Source organism: Trichloromonas sp. (genome assembly GCF_034006665.1).
Lineage (GTDB): Bacteria > Desulfobacterota > Desulfuromonadia > Desulfuromonadales > Trichloromonadaceae > Trichloromonas.
This window is the reverse complement of the sequence record NZ_JAVESI010000014.1, coordinates 47,878-67,333: the sequence shown is the minus strand read 5'-3', so window position 1 is coordinate 67,333 and position 19,456 is coordinate 47,878. Positions and strand designations below refer to the sequence as shown.

Below are 19,456 nucleotides of genomic sequence, written 5' to 3'. Positions count from 1 at the left end.
AGAGCCGGGCCGGTTTCATGACAGCCTGTCAAAATATCGCAGGTTTCGGTAACGCCTTTGCCGTACTTACGCCACCTGGACGTGAATTCTTTTTCCGAGAGCCTTCAGGGCGCGCTCCATGGTTTGCAGACGGGTTCCGTGGTGTGGATCAAGCATGCGGCGAACCTCTTTCTCGTTGACGTCCATCATCTTGGCCAGGGCGATTTTATTGACCCGCGCCTCGCGCATCGTTAGATAGAGCGACGCTTTCAGGGCGATATGCGCCGGCAGAACGATGCTGTGGTCAGGGGCCGATTCGGATGGTACGGGAATCTCTTCACCGTCATCGATGCGACCGGCAACCGCCTCGGCAAGACAGTCCTCAGCCAGGGCCAACGCCTCTTCCAGGTCGCCTCCCGAAGTCAGTGCCTCGGGGAAATCAGGAAAAGAGACGACAAAGCCGCCGCCTTCTTCCGGCACAAGAATCGCGGGAAAGGTGAAACGGTTTTTCATAATGATCTCCTGGGCCGGGCTCAGAAGTCTTCTTTCTGAATGCCAAGCTGTTTGAGCAGGGCGGCCAGCAGGCCCGGCCCGATTTCACCGTGTTTTACGGTCGTTTTCCTGTCGCCGTAATACAGAGTGCCGTGGCTGCCCTTGCCCTGCTTGCAGTCGAAACGAACGGCAACATTGTTCATTTTCCCATGCTTCTTGACTTTCTTGATGAATTCGTCGCCGTTCATGTCACACATTTTCGGACAGTTTTGTCCGTTCGTCAACAAAAAATTGCGCATTGGTCGCTCCGCATGCGCCTTGGTCCGGGTTGCGTACCCCGCACCAATCAGACACCTTGGGTGCAGATCAGAGATGTAAGGGCGCAGCATGCTCCGCCCCTGCCGCAAACAACCACCGATAAAACAAAACCGCCCCGGCCTCTCGAAAGACGAGAACCGGGCGGACATTCTGCCCTGGCCCTGCAACTGTCCTGGCTCCGCAACTTGACGGAAACCATCGGGTAGCTTAAGATTCTCATCAAGACCGGCAAAGGGGGCATAAATGCTGAAACTTTCCATTGATGAAGCAAACAACAAACTCGGACGGTATCTCGACAAACTGGAAAAGGGGGAAAAAATTCTCCTCTGCCGCAGGAACCGTCCGATCGCGGAAATCCGTTCGCTGCATTCCCCCGCTCTACACAAACCCAGGCCGATCGGACTCGCCAAAGGTCTGTTCAGCGTACCGGAAAGTTTTTTCGAGGAACTTCCCGACGACATGCTGCGCTCTTTCGCGGGTGAAGCCCCTTGAACCTGTTGCTCGACACCTGCGCCTTCTTGTGGCTCATCAGCGATGCCCCCGAATTGTCGCAAAACGCCCGCCAGCTTTTCACCAACACGGAGAATCAGGTATACCTCAACGTGGCCTCTGCCTGGGAAATCATCGTCAAGAACAAGTTAGGCATAGCTCCCCCTGCCCGAACCGGCCCACGATTTTGTCCATAACTGGCGAAAACGCCATCAGATTGAAACCCTGCCCCTGGATGAACCCGCCGTCCTACAGCTTTCCCGCCTGCCGGAATATCACAAAGACCCGTTCGACCGCATTCTCATTTGCCAGGCCATCGCCAACAGCCTGATTATTCTGACACCGGACAGCCAGATCACGCGCTACCCGGTTCGCACCGAATGGTAAACGATCACTCTCCGTGAAAAACAACCGGCCCGGTCTCTCGCAAGATGAGAGCCGGGCCGGTTTCATGACAACCAGACTAAAGACGCCAAATTGGCACCATTATATTGCCATTGAGGCGCCACAATGATATGCTCTGTCTCAAAACTTGCGACCCTCCGCAACCGCCGGGGATAGTCGTCTGGGAATGGAGAATACCGTTATGGCCGCTAAAACAGAGAGAATATCCGCCAGGGTTCCGGAAAACGTCCATGCCCTACTGGAACGGGCCGCTGACCTGCTCGGGTCGACCATGAACCAGTTCGTGGTCCAGGCGGCAGTTGATCGGGCGCGAAAGGTCATCGAGGACGAAAACATCATCCGGTTGACCGGAGATTCGTCCAGGCTCTTTTTTGAAGCCTTAGAGAGTCCCCCCGCCCCTAACGAAAAACTGCTCGCCGCTGTCAAGGCGCACAAGGAACGTCTGGATGTTGCGGATTGAAGAGTTGGGCAAAAACCACGATCGCAAAAGCTTCGACTGCGGCGAACTCGCTTTGAACGCCTTTTTGCAGACCCTGGCCCGCCAACAACAGGAGAAGGGGATTTCGCGGACGTTTGTGTTGGTGGATAACGAACGGCCTGAAACCATTCTCGGCTATTTTTCCCTGGTCGCCTGTGAGGTTGTCAGCGAGGATCTCCCGACTGAGTTGGCGAAAAAATACCCCCTTCGCGCCCCAGGCGCGAAATTGGCCCGCTTGGCTGTGGATCGTCGCCGCCAACGGCATGGCTATGGGCAAATTATGTTGGTGGAAGCGATGAAGAAAACCCTCACAGTTGCCGAAAACATCGGCATCATCGGTTTTTTCGTCGATGCCAAAAATCACGAGGCCCGCAATTACTATCAGCGGTTCGGCTTTCTTTCCTTTCCAGTCCGCCCGCTAGAAATGTTCCTGCCGTTGGCAACTATGCGCCAAGCGCTGTCCGACCCCGTGTCGAGGGAGGGAACTGGTTAGATTCGATCATTCTCCCCAAACCAAGTGCACATGAGTCGTTTATACCGCCTTCCGCACCCGTTCGCATTCGCCGGTTACCACGTCCACCAGCTGCGCGAATCCCTCCCCGTCGGGTTGTTCTTGGTCAGTCACGGGGGGGGGTAATCGTTCGCCGAAGGCGTCTCTCCCGCCAAAATCGGCCACACATCCCCCCTGTCCGCGTTAATCAATCCGGTCCATCCTTCTTGTTTCCTGTTCCCTTGCATTTGGGGCAGTCGCGTAAAACCTCACCTTCTGTAATGTCCCAATAATCAGTTATCCGGCCGGCCCCAAGACATCCTCCGCAGAGCCCGGTCTGTGCCTCATAGTTGGCAACCTCCTTCCGCACGTCCGACAGGGAAACGAGTATCCTGGTGAGGGGTCCGTCGAACAGGATGCGCCCCTTCGCGCGCCCCCACCGGATATCTCTCGGGATCCCCCCGTCGACCACCAGTTCCTCCCCCCCCGACAACAATTCCCAGCGAAGTATTCGCCAGGCATCTGGTGCTTCCAGTTTTTTCCGCGCCACCGATTCCAAATGAATTCTCAGGGAGGGTTGAATGAACAAAGCATGAAAAAAAAGGAATCCAGCTTCCTTTTTTAACCCGAACCGACTAGGAACCCCAGCTAAAGCGTCCCAATCGCGCATTTTTGGGTAACTGGCTGTTTTTCTTGCAGACCGATCTGAGATACCCCACCGATGGGCCAGTGCCTGGAGAGTCCAGCCTTTTTCGCGAGCTTTTTGTGTGTAGTGGTTCATGGCTATTTCTCCGTGATTTATTCTTCAGTCGCGGGCAACAATAACATATCTACTTACAATAATAGGAACAATGCTGCCTGTTTTGCAAAAAAATTCGACAGGGAAATGGCCATATTGATGAAAAAATCTCTCTTCAAAAAACAGGAACAATAGTACCTATTTTTACAGACAAAGGATTTAGGAACCTGAGTTCCTATTTTGTTTTCGGCAAACCGACGTACAGTGTGTGCACATGATGGTACCCGCCCCGAGGTCGAGCGCTGGCAACATTTTGTTGCCAATTTAGGATACAAAATGGTGCCAATCCATAGATAAAACAACGCTCAAAAAAGGGTCATTTCTTGGCAACAAATTGTTGCCAATTTAGGATACAAAATGGCGCCAATAAATTGGTAACTTGACACCAAGTCATGACACAACTCAAACACAGGGAAAAAGACAACATGTAAAGGTGTTGCAGTTGTCTTTTTGTCCACAACAGTAACGTACAGAGCACCCGGAAAACAGCCGGCTTAACCAATTCTCCGGCAACACCCAGACGAACCGGAATTCCCAGCCCTAAAACCGGGTACTCCAGGCCCTCTGGAAGACCCGGTTTTTCGCGCAAAAAAACACTTCGAAAACGGCCCTCGCAGAGGGGCAAAAAACCGCAACGATTTTCATAAAAAAAGCGATGATCAATCGTAGGATGCGACGAGGTTTTTGCCGTACCCACGCCACTTGGACGTGAATTCTTTTTCCGAGAACCTTCCAGCTTTTCACCAACACGGAGATTCGGGTTACCTCAGCGTGGCCTATGCCTGGGAAATCATCGTCGAGAACAAATTAGGCAAGCTCCCCCTGCCCGAACCGGCCCACGATTTTGTCCATAACTGGCGAAAACGCCACCAGATTGAAACCCTGCCCCTGGATGACCCCGCCGTCCTACAGCTTTCCCGTCTGCCGGAATATCACAAAGACCTGTTCGACCGCATTCTTATCTGCCAGGCCATCACCAACAGTCTGGTTATTCTGACAACGATCAGCCAGATCACGCGCTACCCGGTTCGCACCGAATGGTAAACGATTACTCTCCGTGAAAAACAACCGGCCCGGCCTCTCGGAAGATGAGAGCCGGGCCGGTTTCTTACAACTGCCCAAAAACGTAGGATGCGGTGACGCAGGAACCGCATCGCTGTGCGTTTGGGAAAAACTTCAAGATTTTCAGAGATGAGGGGGATGAAGGGGATAAAACCGGGTAAAAAAAGGCCGCTTATTCGATGACGACGTTAAGATGCGCCGTCGACCGGTTACGGGGCTTTTTCTTGAGCCGGATTTCGATGTCGTGGTCGAGGGCCAACAGAAAGGTCAGCAACCGCTCCATGGAAAATCCGCCCTGCCGACCGTTCATGATCGCCGACACCTTGGGCTGGTCAATGCCCAGAAGTTCGGCGGCGGCCGCTTGGGTCAGGTGTCGATGGGCAAGTATCCGGCTGATGTTCCGCGCCAGTTCGGCTTTCGCCAGACGCTCTTCCGGAAGGGGAAGCCCCAGATCGGCAAAAACATTGCCGCTGCTTTTTTCGATGTCGGTTTCGATTTCGTTGACGGCTTTTTCTCCATCTTCTCCGCGACCCGAAGCCGATGGGGAATAAGGTCCAGGTCGGGTTTCGGGGTGGCGATCCCTTTTTTCGATTTTTTCTGGAAATCGCGAAGAAAGCTCATCGGCAAGGCTCCAATCCACCAGATCGGTACTGCGGCGGGTCAGCTTCATATCGAGCAACGCCAGGGGAACCGAGGCCCGCCAGAGACGGCAATCGGGGTCATAGCTCAACTGCTCGGCGATGTCGGCAGGCAAGCGCTTGGTATGGATGAATTCGATGTGCCCGAAATGGCCGCAGTCGACGATATGACTGCGACCGGACGACATCAGGGTGATCCAGTTCAGCGGGATCTGGGAAATGACCCCGGCATCGCTCAGCACGGTTTCGAGGCTCAGGTAATTGAAGGCATCGGCGCGAAGTTTCGCAGCGGCATGATACAGCACCCGTCCCGCCGGATAGTTCACCCGGGGATAAAGATAAACACCCTTGCAGACCCGCTGCAGCACACCGGCCTTTTGCGCACGGCTCAGCAAGGCCTTGAAGGGCCCGGGCTCGGTCTCAGGCAAGGCGCAGCGCAGATCGTCCAGGGAAAAAAGATAATTCTCCGCACTGGCGAGGCGCTCCAGGATTCGGCTGAGTGTTTTCATCGGCTGCATTTTTTTGGTCAACACGTAGTGACGTTTTTTATGACTTTATGTGTATCACGCCCACCGGCTAAATTCAACCGTCGACGCCCTGCTGCCAAAATTCGTAGGATGCGGTGACGCAGGAACCGCATCGTGTTGCGTTTAGGAAAAACTTCGAGATTTTCAGGGATGAAAGGGATGAAGGGGATGAAGGGGATGAAAGATCAGCAATCCCGTTCGTGAAGTTCATCCCGCGTCCACTGAGCATCACCGCGCCGCGACTGGAACCGTTTGGTAAAGATGTCCGACACGGCCCGCAAGGACTCGACCTGGTCATAAATCCTGTCTACGGATATTTCCTGAATGCAGCGGGCGTGGATGGGACATGGCGGGGTGGTGCCGAAGCGGGTGCAGGGGGAGCATGGCAGGTTGAGGTTGATGACCGCGTGGCGCGCTCCCCGGGGTGCCCATTTGGCGGCGATGCCGGGGCCGAAGAGGGAAACGGTCGGGATTCCCAGGCCGACGGCCAGATGCAGCACGCCGGAATCGCCGCTGACCAGCAGGGCACTGCGTTGCAGGATGGCGGCTGTTTCCACCAGAGTCGTTCGCCCCGCCAGATTCAGTCCGCCATCCTTGACGATCTCTTCCCCCGCCTCGCGATCCTCCCTGCCCCCCACGACGACGACATTCCTCCCCGCGTGGAGCAAACACCCGGCCAATTCCCTAAACCGTTCCGCCCCCCATCGACGCTCGGGAATGCTGGCGCCGGGGAAGAGAGTGACGAAGGGTTCGGTTATTCCTGCGAGCAGTTCCTGGACGCGGTTGGCGGCGGCGGGTGGGACGGAAAGAAAAGGTTTGTCGCCGTCGGGGATGCAAGAAATGTCGAGAGGACGCAGAAGGTGAGCGAAACTCTCCATCTCATAATCATCATGAGCATAGTCGATGCCATGGGTGAACATCCGTCGCCGTTCGTTGGTGGCGAAGCCGATCTTGACATTTGAACGGATCAGACGGGCAACGATGGCGGATAGGCGGTGCCACTGTTCGGTATCGATGATGACGTCGTAGCGACAACGGAACACCTGAAGAAATTCCGCAGGGCGGTCGTAAAGGAAAATCCGATCAATCTGCGGGCAGAGGTTAAAGACCGAGGCATTGCGTTTTTCGGCGAGGATATCGATCGTTAAGGATGGGTAGGCGGATTTCAGGACGTGGATGATGGGGATAAGATGAACGGCATCGCCGATGCCGCCGGGACGAATGAGGAGAATGCTGGGAGAATTCAGTGGTGCAATTTTGAGCTTCGGCGGTGGAAGTATCCACGCAGTGAAAATACCTAAGACTCTATCTATTCTTTTCAACCACTTGATATTCAAATGGACCCACCAGAATAATCACCCAACCTGGCATTCAGGGGAAACGGCGCTCGCCGGTATGGATGGAAATAAAAGAGGAAAATATGGTGTAAAACGTCGTTATCAATAGCAAACAAAAACCGATCTTCAACCCAACAAGGGGAAATCCCAAGAGGGGAAATAAAAATAACGTTAACGCTTCATAGTCAGGAAAAGATAAAAATGACTTGAAGTTTCGGCGAAAGAAGAATTCACGATACCGCTGAAAACCCCGAAGGAAATAATATTTTTTTGAATAATCAGGTGAATTTTCAGAAACTTTCACTACTCCAAAAGATAAATTAACCAAGTAAGAAATATAAGATTCGGCAATATGCATAAAAATCATCGCAACAACCATGAACGTTGCCAAAACACCTTGCCCAAATGCCAATGCCGACAATATCAGAATGTCACCGATCAGATCCGACATATGATCAAAATAACGTCCAAAATTTGAAGTTTTTCCTTTTAAACGAGCGACGGGACCATCGATGCAATCGATCAAATACCCCAAATAATAAAAAATCGCTCCCAGAATAAGGCCCGAGCGATTGCCAGTAAGAAAACTTAAAGCGGAAATAAATCTAAAAAAACACGAAATCGTTGTTATTTGATTAGGGGTCAATTCAGTGTGGTTGCATATAAGAACAACCAGACGATTGGCTAAGGGAAGTACCACGAAGGACGCCCACCAGGAACGCAACACCAGTTTTGCATGGACCTGGTCCAAGGTATAGTTATGTTGTTTTTTTACCATGACATCCCATCCGACACACAAACAGTCAACGGATTTCAAAAACGCTTCCAGTCGTCTCCATGGTCAACGCGGAAAGAATGCGTTCGGCGACATCCCTTGGGTCAAGAAGAGTTTCAGGCGGTTCGTGCCCAAAATTGCGCAAACGTAAATCGGTCCGCACCCGCCCAGGACTGGCAACATTGACTTTTACATTCCAGCAATCCACCTCCTCGGCCAGGGCTTGACAGAAATTGACCAAGGCGGCCTTGGCGCTGCTGTAGGCGGCATATCCGCCGCGCCCGCGGGTATAACTGCTCGAACCGACCAGCATCAGATTCCCGGACTTTTGATTTTCCCAGATTGGCATCAAAGCTTTGGCAAGGCAGAAATTCCCGGACACATTCACCCGATAGAGATGATCCCATTCCTCCTGACTCATATTGGCCACATTTTTACGGATCAAATCCCCGGCGCAATTGACGACATAATCAATGCGCCCTTCCCTGGCGAGGATATGATTCAAGCACGATTCAACGGATGTGGGGTCGGTGACCTCAATAGCCGGCAGCGAGGTTCTCCCTAACGCGTAAACCTTCACCGAACCCCGTCGCCGCAACAAGTCGGCAATCGCGGCACCGATGCCCTGGGTGCCGCCAATGATGACAAACACCCGTCCATCGAAATATGGCGACAGATCGCCAAGCGTGCGTGGAGAAAGGGCATTCAGCTGAAAAAGTTTATCCGCAAGGTGCAGATCGAGGGGATAGGTGATTTTTATGTTTTGCTCCTCGCCCTCGACAACAAAAACCGGATGTCCCATTCGTAATACCAAAGCACAATCATCGGTGGAATTCTCAATACCGGCATCCCGGCTCAGGTGATGTGCCTGCAATATGAGCGGATAAGAAAAGGCTTGTGGGGTTTGCCCCCGGCGAAAACGAGAACGATCAGGGATATTACGAATAAAATTTCCTTCGTCAACTTCAACCAGGGTATCGGCGGAGGGGATAACGGTATCGACTGCGCCGTGTACTCGCACCGCCTCGACCAGACGATGCAGAACCTGATGTGAAACGAAAGGACGGACCCCGTCGTGAATCAGAACGAAATCGGTATCGGAATCACAACAAGCCAAACCGATTCGCGACGATTCCTGGCGGGTTGCACCACCACTTACCACCGTGTGGACTTTTGAGAGTCCATACTTATTGACCAAATCCCAAACATGCTCCACATATTCTTCGTTGGTGACGACAATCACTCTATCGATACCAGGAAAAGTGTTGAATACTTTGAGCGTGTGAACCAATACCGGAAGCCCAGCCAGCTTGGTAAATTGCTTTGGGTGATTGTCGCCAAACCGAAGTCCAGAACCTGAAGCAAGGACAATGGATGTTGTATTCACCTTAAATGTTCCCACGAGTTAAAACAGCATCGAGTTGCGATTCTGAAATAGGTTCCTCTGAAAAGAAGTCGATATTCAATAAATATTTTTCGATATAAATAATTAAATCCAACTCATCGAAGCCACTATAATGAGCATGTCCAAGAGTCAAGACGGGTTTACCAAGAAGAATTGCCTCTAAACCAACTGTGGAATTCAACGTAATGGCACGACTGCAATGTTCAAGCAAAATAAACGTATTTCCGCCAACAAGCTTAAAACCTAATTGTTTCTTCAAATGTAAAATTTTACGGGTTGCCGCCCAATGAGGCTCAGCCGGGTGGGGTTTGACGACGAGTAATCTCCCTTCCTTCCGGGCCATCTCCGTAGCCTTTCGCAAAGCATCAGCCTGAGAAATATCACTATTCCATAAAACCTGACTGTCGGTGCTAACCTGTAACGGAAAGAAAAAATATCCCGGTTCTCTCTCAGGCTGAAAAACGTCAAGTGGAACCTGATGCAACATTTTCTGCATAAAATCAATGGTTCGCCAGACTGGGCGAGGAGGATCGGATGTAATGGCCCCCAAAAACCAGAATCCAATTAGATCATAGATGAATTTAAGATTGAAGGTATCGGCAAAACGTGCCTGCGGCACAAGATGCTGTTGTCGTTTGGTCGCAAGAAATGCTTCCTTCCAAACCTTAAAGCCGCCCATATCTACATAGGATTTTCGTAATTCATGTCGATGCTTGAAATACCAGGACCGGCAATTTACACCCTCTTTATCAACGAACAGCTTTCCTGGGAAATTTCCGACCTCAAAGAAAAGTCTTCCAATGCCCATCCGGACAGCTTCAGCTACCATAGTTTGCCTGACAAGATTGCATCCATTCCACACCCAAAGTTGATCTGGTTGATGATTTTGAAAAAAACACCTTACAGCAGCTTCTGCTCTGGTAATACAACGACTTGCGGCAGCTCTGGTCAGAATTCCATGCTTGTTTTCAAAAGAAAGTTCCGGGTTCTCAATAAGGTTACCATCTCCGATACGGCCAAACCTTTTAAGCAAAAAAGCCTGCTGTCCAAATTGGCGCGCCATAAGCACAACAGACAAACGATTTGACCAAAAGAGCACTTGGTCTCCACGAGATTTCAAGGCATCAACAAGTCTTAGAAAAAATCTACATTGCGGAATATTATTGCAGTATATAGCTATTTTCACTGAAAACCGTATTGAGTATTGGTAATTAGTATTAATGGATCAAAGATACAGGCATGTGCAAGTCAATCTGCAAACCATATCCGTAGAAAAAAGTTTTTAATGGTACATCATCTTGTCTTTATAAATAGATACTGCAAATAAAGACAATATTTTATCAGCAAGTTTCTTTGGAAAAAATAGGCTAACAAAGTAGCAAATATAATTATTCCTTGAGAAAGGATAAGCCCTAATTGCTTCCATAAAATAATTATTGGCTATTTCTTTATTATTATCTATATATTGAAGACACGCTAAGCGGCGAAGATTTTGCGCCAAGGAAAAAGGTTCGGTAGAAAGTAAATCCTTATGCTTTTCAATAAACTGCATTCTTCCACAAATTCTTTTTTTTAACGAACTGCTAATCTGCAGTCCATGCAGATGCCGGCAAATTAGTACTTCCGGGACACATCTGATGGAGTGTTTCTGGGATATCCGCAGCCAAAGATCCCAATCTTGGGCCGCTTGAAGCGCTTCATCGAACCCCTTAACATCATCAAGGCATTTTTTATCAATAACTGCAACGGATGTTCCACCAATAGGGTTGTATCTGAGTAGCCCGTTATTGCCACCGGCCAGCCATTTCGCCGGCCTTTCTCGAACGAGTTTACCGTCAGCGTAAATAGCTTCACCACAGAAGACCATGGCTACCCCCTCATCAAACAGAAGCATCTGTTTCTCTAATTTTTGAGGCAACCACACATCATCATCATCCAAAAAGGCGACATACTTCCCCCTAGACTGCCTAATTCCGGTGTTACGGGCTGCAGGGGCACCTAAGTTTTGGGGGTGCGATACACATCGAATTCGGTCACCAAAAATCTGCTGCAAAGAATCACAAACAGGCTCGGGTGAGCCATCGTCAACAACAATAACTTCGATATCTTTATATGTCTGGATCAGTACGGATTCTATAGCACGAAGAAGCATCTCCGAACGTTTATAGGTTGTTATAACAACAGACACTAAAGGCATCGAACTCACTTCAATATTCTCCATTTCTGTTCTACCAAGTCGCTGAACAACATGTCAAGAAATGCCGGGAACTCTTTTTTTCAAATGTCTACCCGACAGGGAAGCTCATGAATATACACCAATCAAGATTTAATAGACTTAGCAAACAAAGACTTCCTCCTGTTTGACCTCTTCTTAGAAATCAAAACCCCTATCGGATCAATAGATCCTTCGCGGCGCTTTTCCAACCAACAAAATATCCATAGCCGCCTTTCATATAAAACCGCAAAACCTTCAATGGTCGGTGCCATCTCGGTCGCGAAAGGATCTCTAAACGTTCCCTAGAACAAGATGCCCGGACCATGTCGCGGGCTACCAGCCCCTCAACCTGCTCCTCGAGGCAAAATCCTCGTCCGACCAGCGCAGCCTTGTTTGTCTGCAACCACCGAGACAAGGCAGTAAGATCGGTACTGCCAATAATTCTCGCTGAAGTCATGCAACTCAACGTTCCGGGGAAATTTCTTTTCAATTGTTTTCTGGTCGTGGCGAATTCTGAGTTCAGGGCGTGTGTTGTGGCGTTTGCACCATGTCTCCGGTAAAAAGCCAAAACGTCATGAACGACCCCCTTTCTGTTCACGGCGACAGCACACCTGTGCAGCCAGAGATCATGAGTCAACCCATCCTCATCAGGGACCGGCAAGCATATACGCAAAAATGACGCCCTAATGGCCGTGGCCATACCAACAACATACTGCGTCTGGAGATCATACACACCTGTCATCCTCTCGATCTTGGTCTGCCCGATCGACGACAGGTCCTTTCTGCAAAACAGCACATCGTGTATAAGCAGTTGCACTTCCGGATTCGCGTCGAAATACGCCAGCATCTTTGCAATTTTGTCGCGATGCCATACGTCGTCCTGATCGCTCAGAAAAACAACATCGCCAGTGCAAAGGCTAAGGGCCCTCGAAAAATTTCGGACGTAACCTTGATTGAATGAATTCTCATAAATTCTGACGGCAAACGGTGCCGAACGTGCGAAATCCTTAACGATGCCGACCGTACCGTCTGTCGAGCAATCATCGCACACGACAAGTTCGTCTGGGCGCCTAGTTTGATCGATATAGCTGGCAAGCTGCTCCGGAAGAAATTCCGCACCGTTGTAGGTTGCAAGAGAGATGGAGACCCTATCAAGCATAACAAGACCTTCGAATTCGCCTAACAGTTCGTGTCGTTGCAATTATCGCAGGCGTCCTCGATACCCTGTTGCAATGCCTGCAGGAACTGCGTCCCCCAGCGTTCACAAGGCTCGAGGTGACACCCCTCGGCCCACTCGTTCCACGCGTTGATAAACAGGAATTTTTCGGGCAGCCCATCCCACACCGTCTTTCGGAGTTTGCCTACGACCCAGCGCTTAAACAATTCCGGCGTCGAACCATCAATTACAAGCGCTCTCCGACCAACACGCCGGGGCGAATTGTCCCAGCCGGGGCTTACTCCGGGATAAATCGGCCAACCTTGCTGAAAATTATAGTTCAGGTCATTCTCGACAATATCCTGGTAACGATAAATGACGCCAACATCCCTATTACTGAACAGGCGACTGCCCAGACGTAGGGGTTTGAGGCGGCTAAACAAAGCAATACGTTTCCATGATGGGTCAAGCATAGCCAATTGCCGACTGAGAGGCTGGAATTCCGCACCGGCGTCAAACACCGCAAAGGCTTTCGCAAAATCCGTTCTCGTCCCGACTCTCCGCTCAAATCTGAGCAGATAAACGTCGATCCCGTGCCGTTTCAACTCGTAGCGGAAGACGTCAAGCCCTGCATCTAAATCTTCAATATTTCCGTCCTTGTAGATGGCAAACACCGGCCTCCCGTCGACTCTGATATAGCGCCTATCCTCGAAAATATTAACAAGATGGCGGGCATGAGCGACGAAATCTTCCCTGGAATATGTCTGTTCTATGAGAATATCCCTGAAGCCGCCGTCCCAGTTTCGCGACCAGTTTTCGTTAGCCCAGCAGAGCATGAAAGGAAAATCTGGCCGGCCACTTGCTATCATCATGTCGACAGGTTTTTCCAGAATGCGCCGACCACCGAACCAATAGTGATAATAACAGAAGCCGTAAATCCCGTATCGCTTCGCCAGTTGCGCCTGTGCTTCACGAATTTCAGGTAGCCGAAGATCATAGTAGCCAAGATCTTTTGGCAAGTGCGGCTGGTAATGCCCCCGAAAGCGAGGTCGCCCTTTGACGACATTAGTCCACTCCGTAAACCCCTCCCCCCACCACAAGTTATTTTCAGGAATCGGATGAAATTGCGGTAACACTATTGCAATCGGCTTAATTTGCTTCATATTACAGAGCCCTATTGAATATAGTGCAGAATCTTTGTTCTATTGCATCTATAATGAGTTTATCATCCATTTCAAAAACCGGACCATCATGGTAAATCAATGTACAACTATCACCTTTATAATAGCCACCTGAGTAAGGTATATATTTTTTAAATCCTTTGTAATAGCCAAGAGAAATAATGCCGTAAGTTCCGACCGCATTTGCAATATGAGCTGGACCACTATCTGTTCCAAGATATAATTCGCTGCGCCGTATCACTTCCGCTGTCTGCAATATAGATAACTGACCACACAGAGAGATGTTATTATTATCATTAGATAAAAAAAGAATCGGATCAAGTCCTACCTCAACAACAGGAATCCCCCAACGTTCATTTAAGTAATTGACAATACGTTGCCATTTTGCCGCAGGGAGAGTTCTGACAACTTCATTGCTTCCACAATGCAACGAAACAAATTTTTCAGGTAATTTGAGGTTATCAACAAAGTTCTTATCCTCCGATGTCGGATAAACAAGTGGACTTGCAGAAAGTATTTCAATCCCAGCTGTCCGACAATAAACCTGAAGCAAATTACCATATTCATAATAATTCCAAATATTTACACCATTGCTTCCGTCAGATTGATACCAGTGGCTCTTGCAAGAACTACAGGAGCGACCATAAATATTAAGATCTACAACCTCATCGAAACACTTAAATTTTGAAAACCTGGCCCATTCGGAGACACACAATATAGGGAGAACGAAGTCGATATCAGGGTGGGAGTCTACCAATTCCCGGTAATTTCGCTGTAACGCAAAAATCAGGATAGCACCTGGGTTCTCTCTGCGCAGGTGTCTCACGACAGGTTCACACGCCACAATATCCCCAAGGTGAACCGCCTGGCAGATTGCTATGACATGACACTTTGAAGCATTATGACCGCCTTTTCGCAGAAATTTCCATAGGGCGTAGCGATTAGCCCAGAACGACCGTTCCAGCGAAAGCCGATGCCTAAGATAACCAGGTTGCAACTTTCTGGGAAATAGTCGCCAAAATCGACCGGCTGAGAGTTGGTGACCAAACACGATTAGTGGTTAACTTTCTTCAGAAACATCACTACCACTTCGAAGGGCGCTTTGAGGCGAAGTCGAGTTTTGCCAGTTCCACGAGTGAAATATCGCTCGAATCGTGAAGGGCAATAACGTCGTAATGCCAATCGAGAGAAATATCGGCAAGGCAATATTCAGCCATTGCATCGACTTCGCGTTGAGAGTATCCGAACATGTAATGACTGAAATTACCATATTTTGTGAACCACAAGAACGTATTATAGCCTTCTGCGACGAGCGCAGCGAAATGATCATTCCAGCTGTTGGACGTTTGACGACAAAGTATGGGGTGCCACTCGAAAATAACAGTGGGGCGACAGCGTCTTAGTAAAGCTAGCGCTCCCAAAATCACTCGTCCATCAAAGCCGTCGACATCAACTTTCAGCAAATCGACTTCCTCAGACACAATGGAAGACAAAGTCATCGGCTTGCTCTTGGCATTGCCCTGGGCGCTGGCCGTGCCCGAATGTGTCCTAATCAACCCTGCGACCTCGTTTTCACTGTCTGATAAAAGGCAATGGACCAAGCGCCCTCCCGGCAAGTGGCCAAGGTTTTTTCCCAAGCAGAAAAAGAATTCAGGATCCCCGTCAATACAGACAAATCCGGAAAATCCATCTGGGATATTTGCGTATAGTAAAAGCACTGTATCACCGACTGCTGCGCCGACATCAACGAAAAATATCGGTCGTCCTTTTGACTCCCGCAATTGATAGGCAAGTTCAACAAGGGGAGCATTCAAAAGCGGAAACCGCCGCGCAAAGACAGGATAAGTGAACCCAAAATTCACCACGACTGATTTACCGTGAATCGTAGTCACGACCAACCCATGGAAATATTGGCAGCAAAAATGCCATACTTTCTTCCAATATCTAGACCATCGCTTGTTGTTTGCAAGTCTTGCAGTGCATACCAGAAACTGGTAAGTCACTGATGCCAGTCGACCCAGAGCCACCATGTTTTGCATTTCAATCCCATTCCCATTTCAACAGGGGACTGACGACCCCAAGCCGGCCGTCTTTCATCAAAGCCGTATGCGCACCATAATCTTCGACACAAAAGCTAAGATTGTCTTCAAGGACATCGAATCGCTTCACCCCTGGAATAATTGCTGCGATGATGAGAGAATACCGTCCTGGAGTGAGCAGGTTCCCCGGCATTATAACTATAAATGTGTGCTCTCCCTTCCTCATCGTTTGAAGAGATCCATACTGGTCACAGTTGGTAGTGGTGAAGACAGGAACACCTTCCTGGTTTGTAACCCGGACGGCTATCTGTGCCCCAATAACGTCAGATGTAGAGCACGTCTTGATGATCAATCGGAATGAACTTGTCAATGAAACACTGGAGCATAAATCCCCATCGAGGGTTTCGATCCGGGCTGCCGTGAAACATATTCCATCCGGTCGAGAAATACTGTTATCTCTGGTCCACAGAGCAGTGGTCGAATCGGCACCGGCTAAATAGTCCCTGATGAAATGCTCTGCATCGCCTTGGCCGATTACCTGCCCCTTTTCAAAGAGGGCAACACGCGTGCAAAGGGCACGGATTGCCGCCATGTTATGGCTAACAAACAGAACAGTGCGGTCCGCTTTTCCTACCTCTTCCATCTTCCCCAAGCATTTTTGCTGAAATTGGGCATCACCAACCGCCAGCACTTCGTCGATAATCAGGATCTCAGGCTCAAGATGTGCCGCCACGGCAAACGCCAGTCGCACATACATCCCCGAGGAATACCTCTTCACCGGCGTATCGAGAAACTTTTCCACCTCGGAAAAATCAACTATCTCATCGAATTTTCGCCGGATTTCGAACTTCCCCATACCCAGAATGGCGCCATTGAGATAAATATTTTCCCGCCCGGTCAATTCCGGATGGAACCCCGTCCCTACCTCAAGTAAACTTGCCACTCTCCCCTTTATCGACACCCTGCCTGTGGTCGGCTCGGTGATCCGGGAAAGGATCTTAAGGAGGGTCGACTTTCCGGCGCCGTTGCGACCGATGATGCCAACGCGGTCTCCCTGCTTAACCTCAAAAGAGACATCCTTGAGCGCCCAGAACTCCTCCATCCCGGCAGCCCCCTCCAATGGCACGGAGCTTGTGCGCAAGGGATGAAGAAGACGGCGGCCCACGCCCTGGGCCTTCTGGACAATCTCATCGCGCAGCGTCGGAAACCGACTCTTCTCCCGATGGTTCAGGATGTACCTTTTCCCGAGATTTTCAACCTTGATAACACTACTCAAAGCACTCTCCTCAAATCACGTCCGCGAATTGCTGCTCGGACCGACGGAAGAAAGCCAGTCCCGACAAAAAGAGGGTTAGGCATAGTGCGAGTGAGAGAAAAAAACCTGGCCAGTAAAAAACAACACCGCCGCCCAGAATGGCCCAGCGGAAACCATCGATAACACCGACCATTGGATTGATCGAATAAAGAAGACGCCACTGGTCCGGGACAACTCCACTGCTAAAACCAACGGGAGAAATATACAGACCAAACTGAACAATAAAGGGAATAATATAACGAAAATCTCGATACTTAACATTGAGGGCAGACATCCACAAACCACCCCCCAATGCTGTAATCAAGGCAAGAAGGAGAAACAGTGGCAAGGTCAAGATATGCCAACCAGGCACAAACCGGTACCAGAGCATGACTCCGACAAGAAGAGAAAAGGAGATTAAAAAGTCAACCAGACTAACGATCACCGCGCTTGCCGGGATTATCAAACGAGGAAAGTAAACTTTAGAAATCATATTGGCGTTAAGGATGAGAGAATTGCTGCTTTCAGAAAGAGAATTTGAAAAGAGTTGCCACGGCAGAAGAGCGGCAAGGACCATCACCGGATAGGGAGCATTCCCTTCCACAGGAAAACGGGCAATCTTACCGAAAATTACAGTAAAGACAACAAGGATCATCAAGGGGCGGATAACGCTCCAGGCCACTCCAATCACTGTCTGTTTGTAACGTACAAGGATATCTCGCCACGCCATAAAAAAGAAAAGCTCGCGATAACGCCACAAATCCCGCCAATAACTACCGATCCCTCCTCCTGGCTCGATAATTAGATCGAACTCTGGTTCCATATTAATACCTCAACTTTCGCAGGCACCCACAACAAATAAATATATGAAATAATTGAACAAAAGCGCCATCAACTGTAATAGAATGGGTTGTCGCCAAACAACCAATCTACCCTCAGGAGATGACGCTTTGGATCAGAGTGTAGCAGAGACTGTTTCATGTCAGAACCAAATTAATTCGTTTTTTGACCATCAGCGTGTCGCTTTACTCTTGAAGCAAAGCAACATGGCCAAGCAGTGCGGAATTGCACCCGTCGCGGTGATGCGGTTTATCTTCTGCCTGGTTTTCACCGGCAAGAATCTGTTCCGCTATTTGCAGGCCGATCCTGCCGGGGACGAAATCGGCAAGGACACCGTGTACCGATTTCTCAATTCGGTCAACGCCAACTGGCGCAAGTTCCTGCATTTGTTGAGCGCCGCAGTGATCCGCAAGCAGATTCTGCCGCTGACGTCGGAGCAGACGCCGAAGGTTTTCATCGTCGATGACTCGCTCTAAAACCGCAACCGCAGCAAAAAAGTGGAGCTTCTGGCCCGTGTCCACGATCATAACGAGAATCGCTACTACCGCGGGTTCCGGTTGCTGACGCTGGGCTGGTCCGATGGCTCCACCTGTGTGCCGGTATCGTTCAGCCTGCTGAGCTCCGCCAAGGAGAAAAATCGCCTGATGCCGATGGCCGAGATCGACAAACGGACCAACGGTTTCAAGCGCCGGGCCGAGAGTCTGCGCAAGGCTCCGGAAGCGCTCAAGGACCTGGTGATGCAAGCCCGCCATAGCGGTATCACCGCCGATTACTTGCTCTTCGACAGTTGGTTCGCCTTCCCGGCAACGATCCTCGGGCTGCTCCAACAAAAGCAGCAGGTTATCTGCATGCTCAAGGCCATGAAGACCATCACCTACGGCTATCAGGGGGTCGACCTCACCCTCGGCGATCTGTACAAGAGCGTCCGCAAGCGTAGCGGCCGGGCGAAGATTCTGGCCTCGGTTCTTGTTGAGCTGGGCACGGATGACCAGGGGAAGGCCGTCATGGCCAAAATCGTCTTCGTCCGAAATCGCAGTACCAGAAAGTGGCTGGCATTGCTGTCCACCGATGTCAACCTTGCCGACGAAGAGATCGCCAAGCTCTACACGCGGCGCTGGGACATCGAGGTGTTTTTCAAAATTACCAAGAGCTATCTGCGGTTAGCCAAGGGATTTCAGAGCCGCAGCTACGATGCGCTGGTCGCCCATACGACGATTGTTTTCTCCCGCTATATCATGCTGGAGGTTGCCCGGCGCACGCACAACGATCCGCGCACCCTGGGAACCTTGTTTCATGCCGGATGCGATGAGTTGAGGCAGGTCAGTTTTGCCGAAGCACTCCGACTGCTCTTGAGCCATCAGGAGCAGGGATTGAAGGCCTTCGCCGAACTCACGACCGCCCCGCTAAGGGGGATGCTGGAGGACTTCATGGCCCAGATACCGGCCTTGTTGCGACGAGCAACGCTACTTCCGGCCCATGTCTTTTGAAAGATCAATTTGATTTCAAGACTTTAGGCCCTGTCATGCTGCTGCGAAAG

21 protein-coding genes and 1 pseudogene are annotated in these 19,456 nt (G+C 50.2%); 7 read left to right on the top strand and 15 right to left on the bottom strand.

Annotated features, from left to right (window positions below; translation table 11 throughout):
• Positions 1-66 precede the first annotated feature (66 nt).
• Positions 67-492, bottom strand: a complete 426-nt coding sequence (locus tag RBR25_RS07680) for a type II toxin-antitoxin system HicB family antitoxin (protein ID WP_432818959.1) — start codon at positions 490-492, stop codon at positions 67-69.
• A 20-nt stretch (positions 493-512) separates the two neighbouring features.
• Positions 513-860 carry a type II toxin-antitoxin system HicA family toxin gene (locus RBR25_RS07675; protein ID WP_432818958.1) on the bottom strand — a complete coding sequence of 116 codons (348 nt, stop codon included), beginning with the start codon at positions 858-860 and terminating at the stop codon, positions 513-515.
• A gap of 172 nt (positions 861-1,032) precedes the next feature.
• Between RBR25_RS07675 and RBR25_RS07670 the strand changes: the two genes are divergently transcribed.
• The 5 genes from RBR25_RS07670 to RBR25_RS07650 all read left to right on the top strand — a co-directional run bounded on the left by RBR25_RS07670 (position 1,033) and on the right by RBR25_RS07650 (position 2,654).
• Complete coding sequence (locus RBR25_RS07670; RefSeq protein ID WP_432818957.1) at positions 1,033-1,281, top strand: type II toxin-antitoxin system Phd/YefM family antitoxin; 249 nt, start codon at positions 1,033-1,035, stop codon at positions 1,279-1,281.
• Positions 1,278-1,475 carry a type II toxin-antitoxin system VapC family toxin gene (locus RBR25_RS07665; protein WP_432818956.1) on the top strand — a complete coding sequence of 66 codons (198 nt, stop codon included), beginning with the start codon at positions 1,278-1,280 and terminating at the stop codon, positions 1,473-1,475. The genes RBR25_RS07670 and RBR25_RS07665 overlap by 4 nt, the downstream gene beginning before the upstream one ends.
• The gene (locus RBR25_RS07660; RefSeq protein ID WP_432818967.1) at positions 1,444-1,665 is read left to right on the top strand and encodes a type II toxin-antitoxin system VapC family toxin; all 222 of its coding nucleotides are present in this window, start codon (positions 1,444-1,446) and stop codon (positions 1,663-1,665) included. The genes RBR25_RS07665 and RBR25_RS07660 overlap by 32 nt, the downstream gene beginning before the upstream one ends.
• A gap of 199 nt (positions 1,666-1,864) precedes the next feature.
• Entirely contained in the window at positions 1,865-2,143 is a 279-nt protein-coding gene (locus tag RBR25_RS07655) for a DUF1778 domain-containing protein (protein WP_432818955.1), read from the top strand.
• Positions 2,130-2,654 (top strand): GNAT family N-acetyltransferase, encoded by a 525-nt coding sequence (locus RBR25_RS07650; RefSeq protein ID WP_432818954.1) that lies wholly within the window; start codon positions 2,130-2,132, stop codon positions 2,652-2,654. The genes RBR25_RS07655 and RBR25_RS07650 overlap by 14 nt, the downstream gene beginning before the upstream one ends.
• A 205-nt stretch (positions 2,655-2,859) precedes the next feature.
• Here RBR25_RS07650 and RBR25_RS07645 read toward each other — a convergent pair whose 3' ends face one another.
• On the bottom strand, positions 2,860-3,432 hold the full coding sequence (locus RBR25_RS07645) for a hypothetical protein (protein ID WP_432818953.1): 573 nt from the start codon (positions 3,430-3,432) through the stop codon (positions 2,860-2,862).
• Positions 3,433-4,221: 789 nt separating this feature from the next.
• Between RBR25_RS07645 and RBR25_RS07640 the strand changes: the two genes are divergently transcribed.
• Positions 4,222-4,494, top strand: a complete 273-nt coding sequence (locus tag RBR25_RS07640) for a type II toxin-antitoxin system VapC family toxin (RefSeq protein WP_432818952.1) — start codon at positions 4,222-4,224, stop codon at positions 4,492-4,494.
• A 190-nt stretch (positions 4,495-4,684) separates the two neighbouring features.
• Here RBR25_RS07640 and abiEi read toward each other — a convergent pair whose 3' ends face one another.
• From abiEi to RBR25_RS07580, 12 genes are all read right to left on the bottom strand, one after another.
• Positions 4,685-5,659: a type IV toxin-antitoxin system AbiEi family antitoxin gene (abiEi, locus tag RBR25_RS07635; RefSeq protein ID WP_432818951.1), complete on the bottom strand. Its 975-nt coding sequence runs from the start codon at positions 5,657-5,659 to the stop codon at positions 4,685-4,687.
• A 203-nt stretch (positions 5,660-5,862) separates the two neighbouring features.
• Complete coding sequence (locus tag RBR25_RS07630; RefSeq protein WP_432818950.1) at positions 5,863-7,014, bottom strand: glycosyltransferase family 9 protein; 1,152 nt, start codon at positions 7,012-7,014, stop codon at positions 5,863-5,865.
• A gap of 34 nt (positions 7,015-7,048) precedes the next feature.
• On the bottom strand, positions 7,049-7,792 hold the full coding sequence (locus RBR25_RS07625) for a CDP-alcohol phosphatidyltransferase family protein (protein ID WP_432818949.1): 744 nt from the start codon (positions 7,790-7,792) through the stop codon (positions 7,049-7,051).
• Between the two features lie 25 nt (positions 7,793-7,817).
• Positions 7,818-9,176, bottom strand: coding sequence for a 2-C-methyl-D-erythritol 4-phosphate cytidylyltransferase (gene ispD / locus RBR25_RS07620; protein WP_432818948.1), 1,359 nt, complete (start codon positions 9,174-9,176; stop codon positions 7,818-7,820).
• A 1-nt stretch (position 9,177) separates the two neighbouring features.
• Complete coding sequence (locus tag RBR25_RS07615; RefSeq protein ID WP_432818947.1) at positions 9,178-10,380, bottom strand: hypothetical protein; 1,203 nt, start codon at positions 10,378-10,380, stop codon at positions 9,178-9,180.
• 96 nt (positions 10,381-10,476) lie between these two features.
• Positions 10,477-11,415: a glycosyltransferase family 2 protein gene (locus RBR25_RS07610; protein ID WP_432818946.1), complete on the bottom strand. Its 939-nt coding sequence runs from the start codon at positions 11,413-11,415 to the stop codon at positions 10,477-10,479.
• A gap of 166 nt (positions 11,416-11,581) precedes the next feature.
• On the bottom strand, positions 11,582-12,568 hold the full coding sequence (locus RBR25_RS07605; protein WP_432818945.1) for a glycosyltransferase family 2 protein: 987 nt from the start codon (positions 12,566-12,568) through the stop codon (positions 11,582-11,584).
• 20 nt (positions 12,569-12,588) lie between these two features.
• Positions 12,589-13,728 (bottom strand): glycosyltransferase WbsX family protein, encoded by a 1,140-nt coding sequence (locus RBR25_RS07600; protein WP_432818944.1) that lies wholly within the window; start codon positions 13,726-13,728, stop codon positions 12,589-12,591.
• A gap of 1 nt (position 13,729) precedes the next feature.
• Entirely contained in the window at positions 13,730-14,572 is an 843-nt protein-coding gene (locus RBR25_RS07595) for a glycosyltransferase family 9 protein (RefSeq protein ID WP_432818943.1), read from the bottom strand.
• 256 nt (positions 14,573-14,828) lie between these two features.
• Complete coding sequence (locus tag RBR25_RS07590) at positions 14,829-15,638, bottom strand: FkbM family methyltransferase (RefSeq protein WP_432818942.1); 810 nt, start codon at positions 15,636-15,638, stop codon at positions 14,829-14,831.
• A 148-nt stretch (positions 15,639-15,786) separates the two neighbouring features.
• Complete coding sequence (locus RBR25_RS07585; RefSeq protein WP_432818941.1) at positions 15,787-17,061, bottom strand: ABC transporter ATP-binding protein; 1,275 nt, start codon at positions 17,059-17,061, stop codon at positions 15,787-15,789.
• A 10-nt stretch (positions 17,062-17,071) separates the two neighbouring features.
• Positions 17,072-17,902: an ABC transporter permease gene (locus tag RBR25_RS07580; RefSeq protein WP_432818940.1), complete on the bottom strand. Its 831-nt coding sequence runs from the start codon at positions 17,900-17,902 to the stop codon at positions 17,072-17,074.
• A gap of 127 nt (positions 17,903-18,029) precedes the next feature.
• Between RBR25_RS07580 and RBR25_RS07575 the strand changes: the two are divergent.
• Positions 18,030-19,406: pseudogene (locus tag RBR25_RS07575) on the top strand (IS4 family transposase).
• Positions 19,407-19,456: the final 50 nt, after the last annotated feature.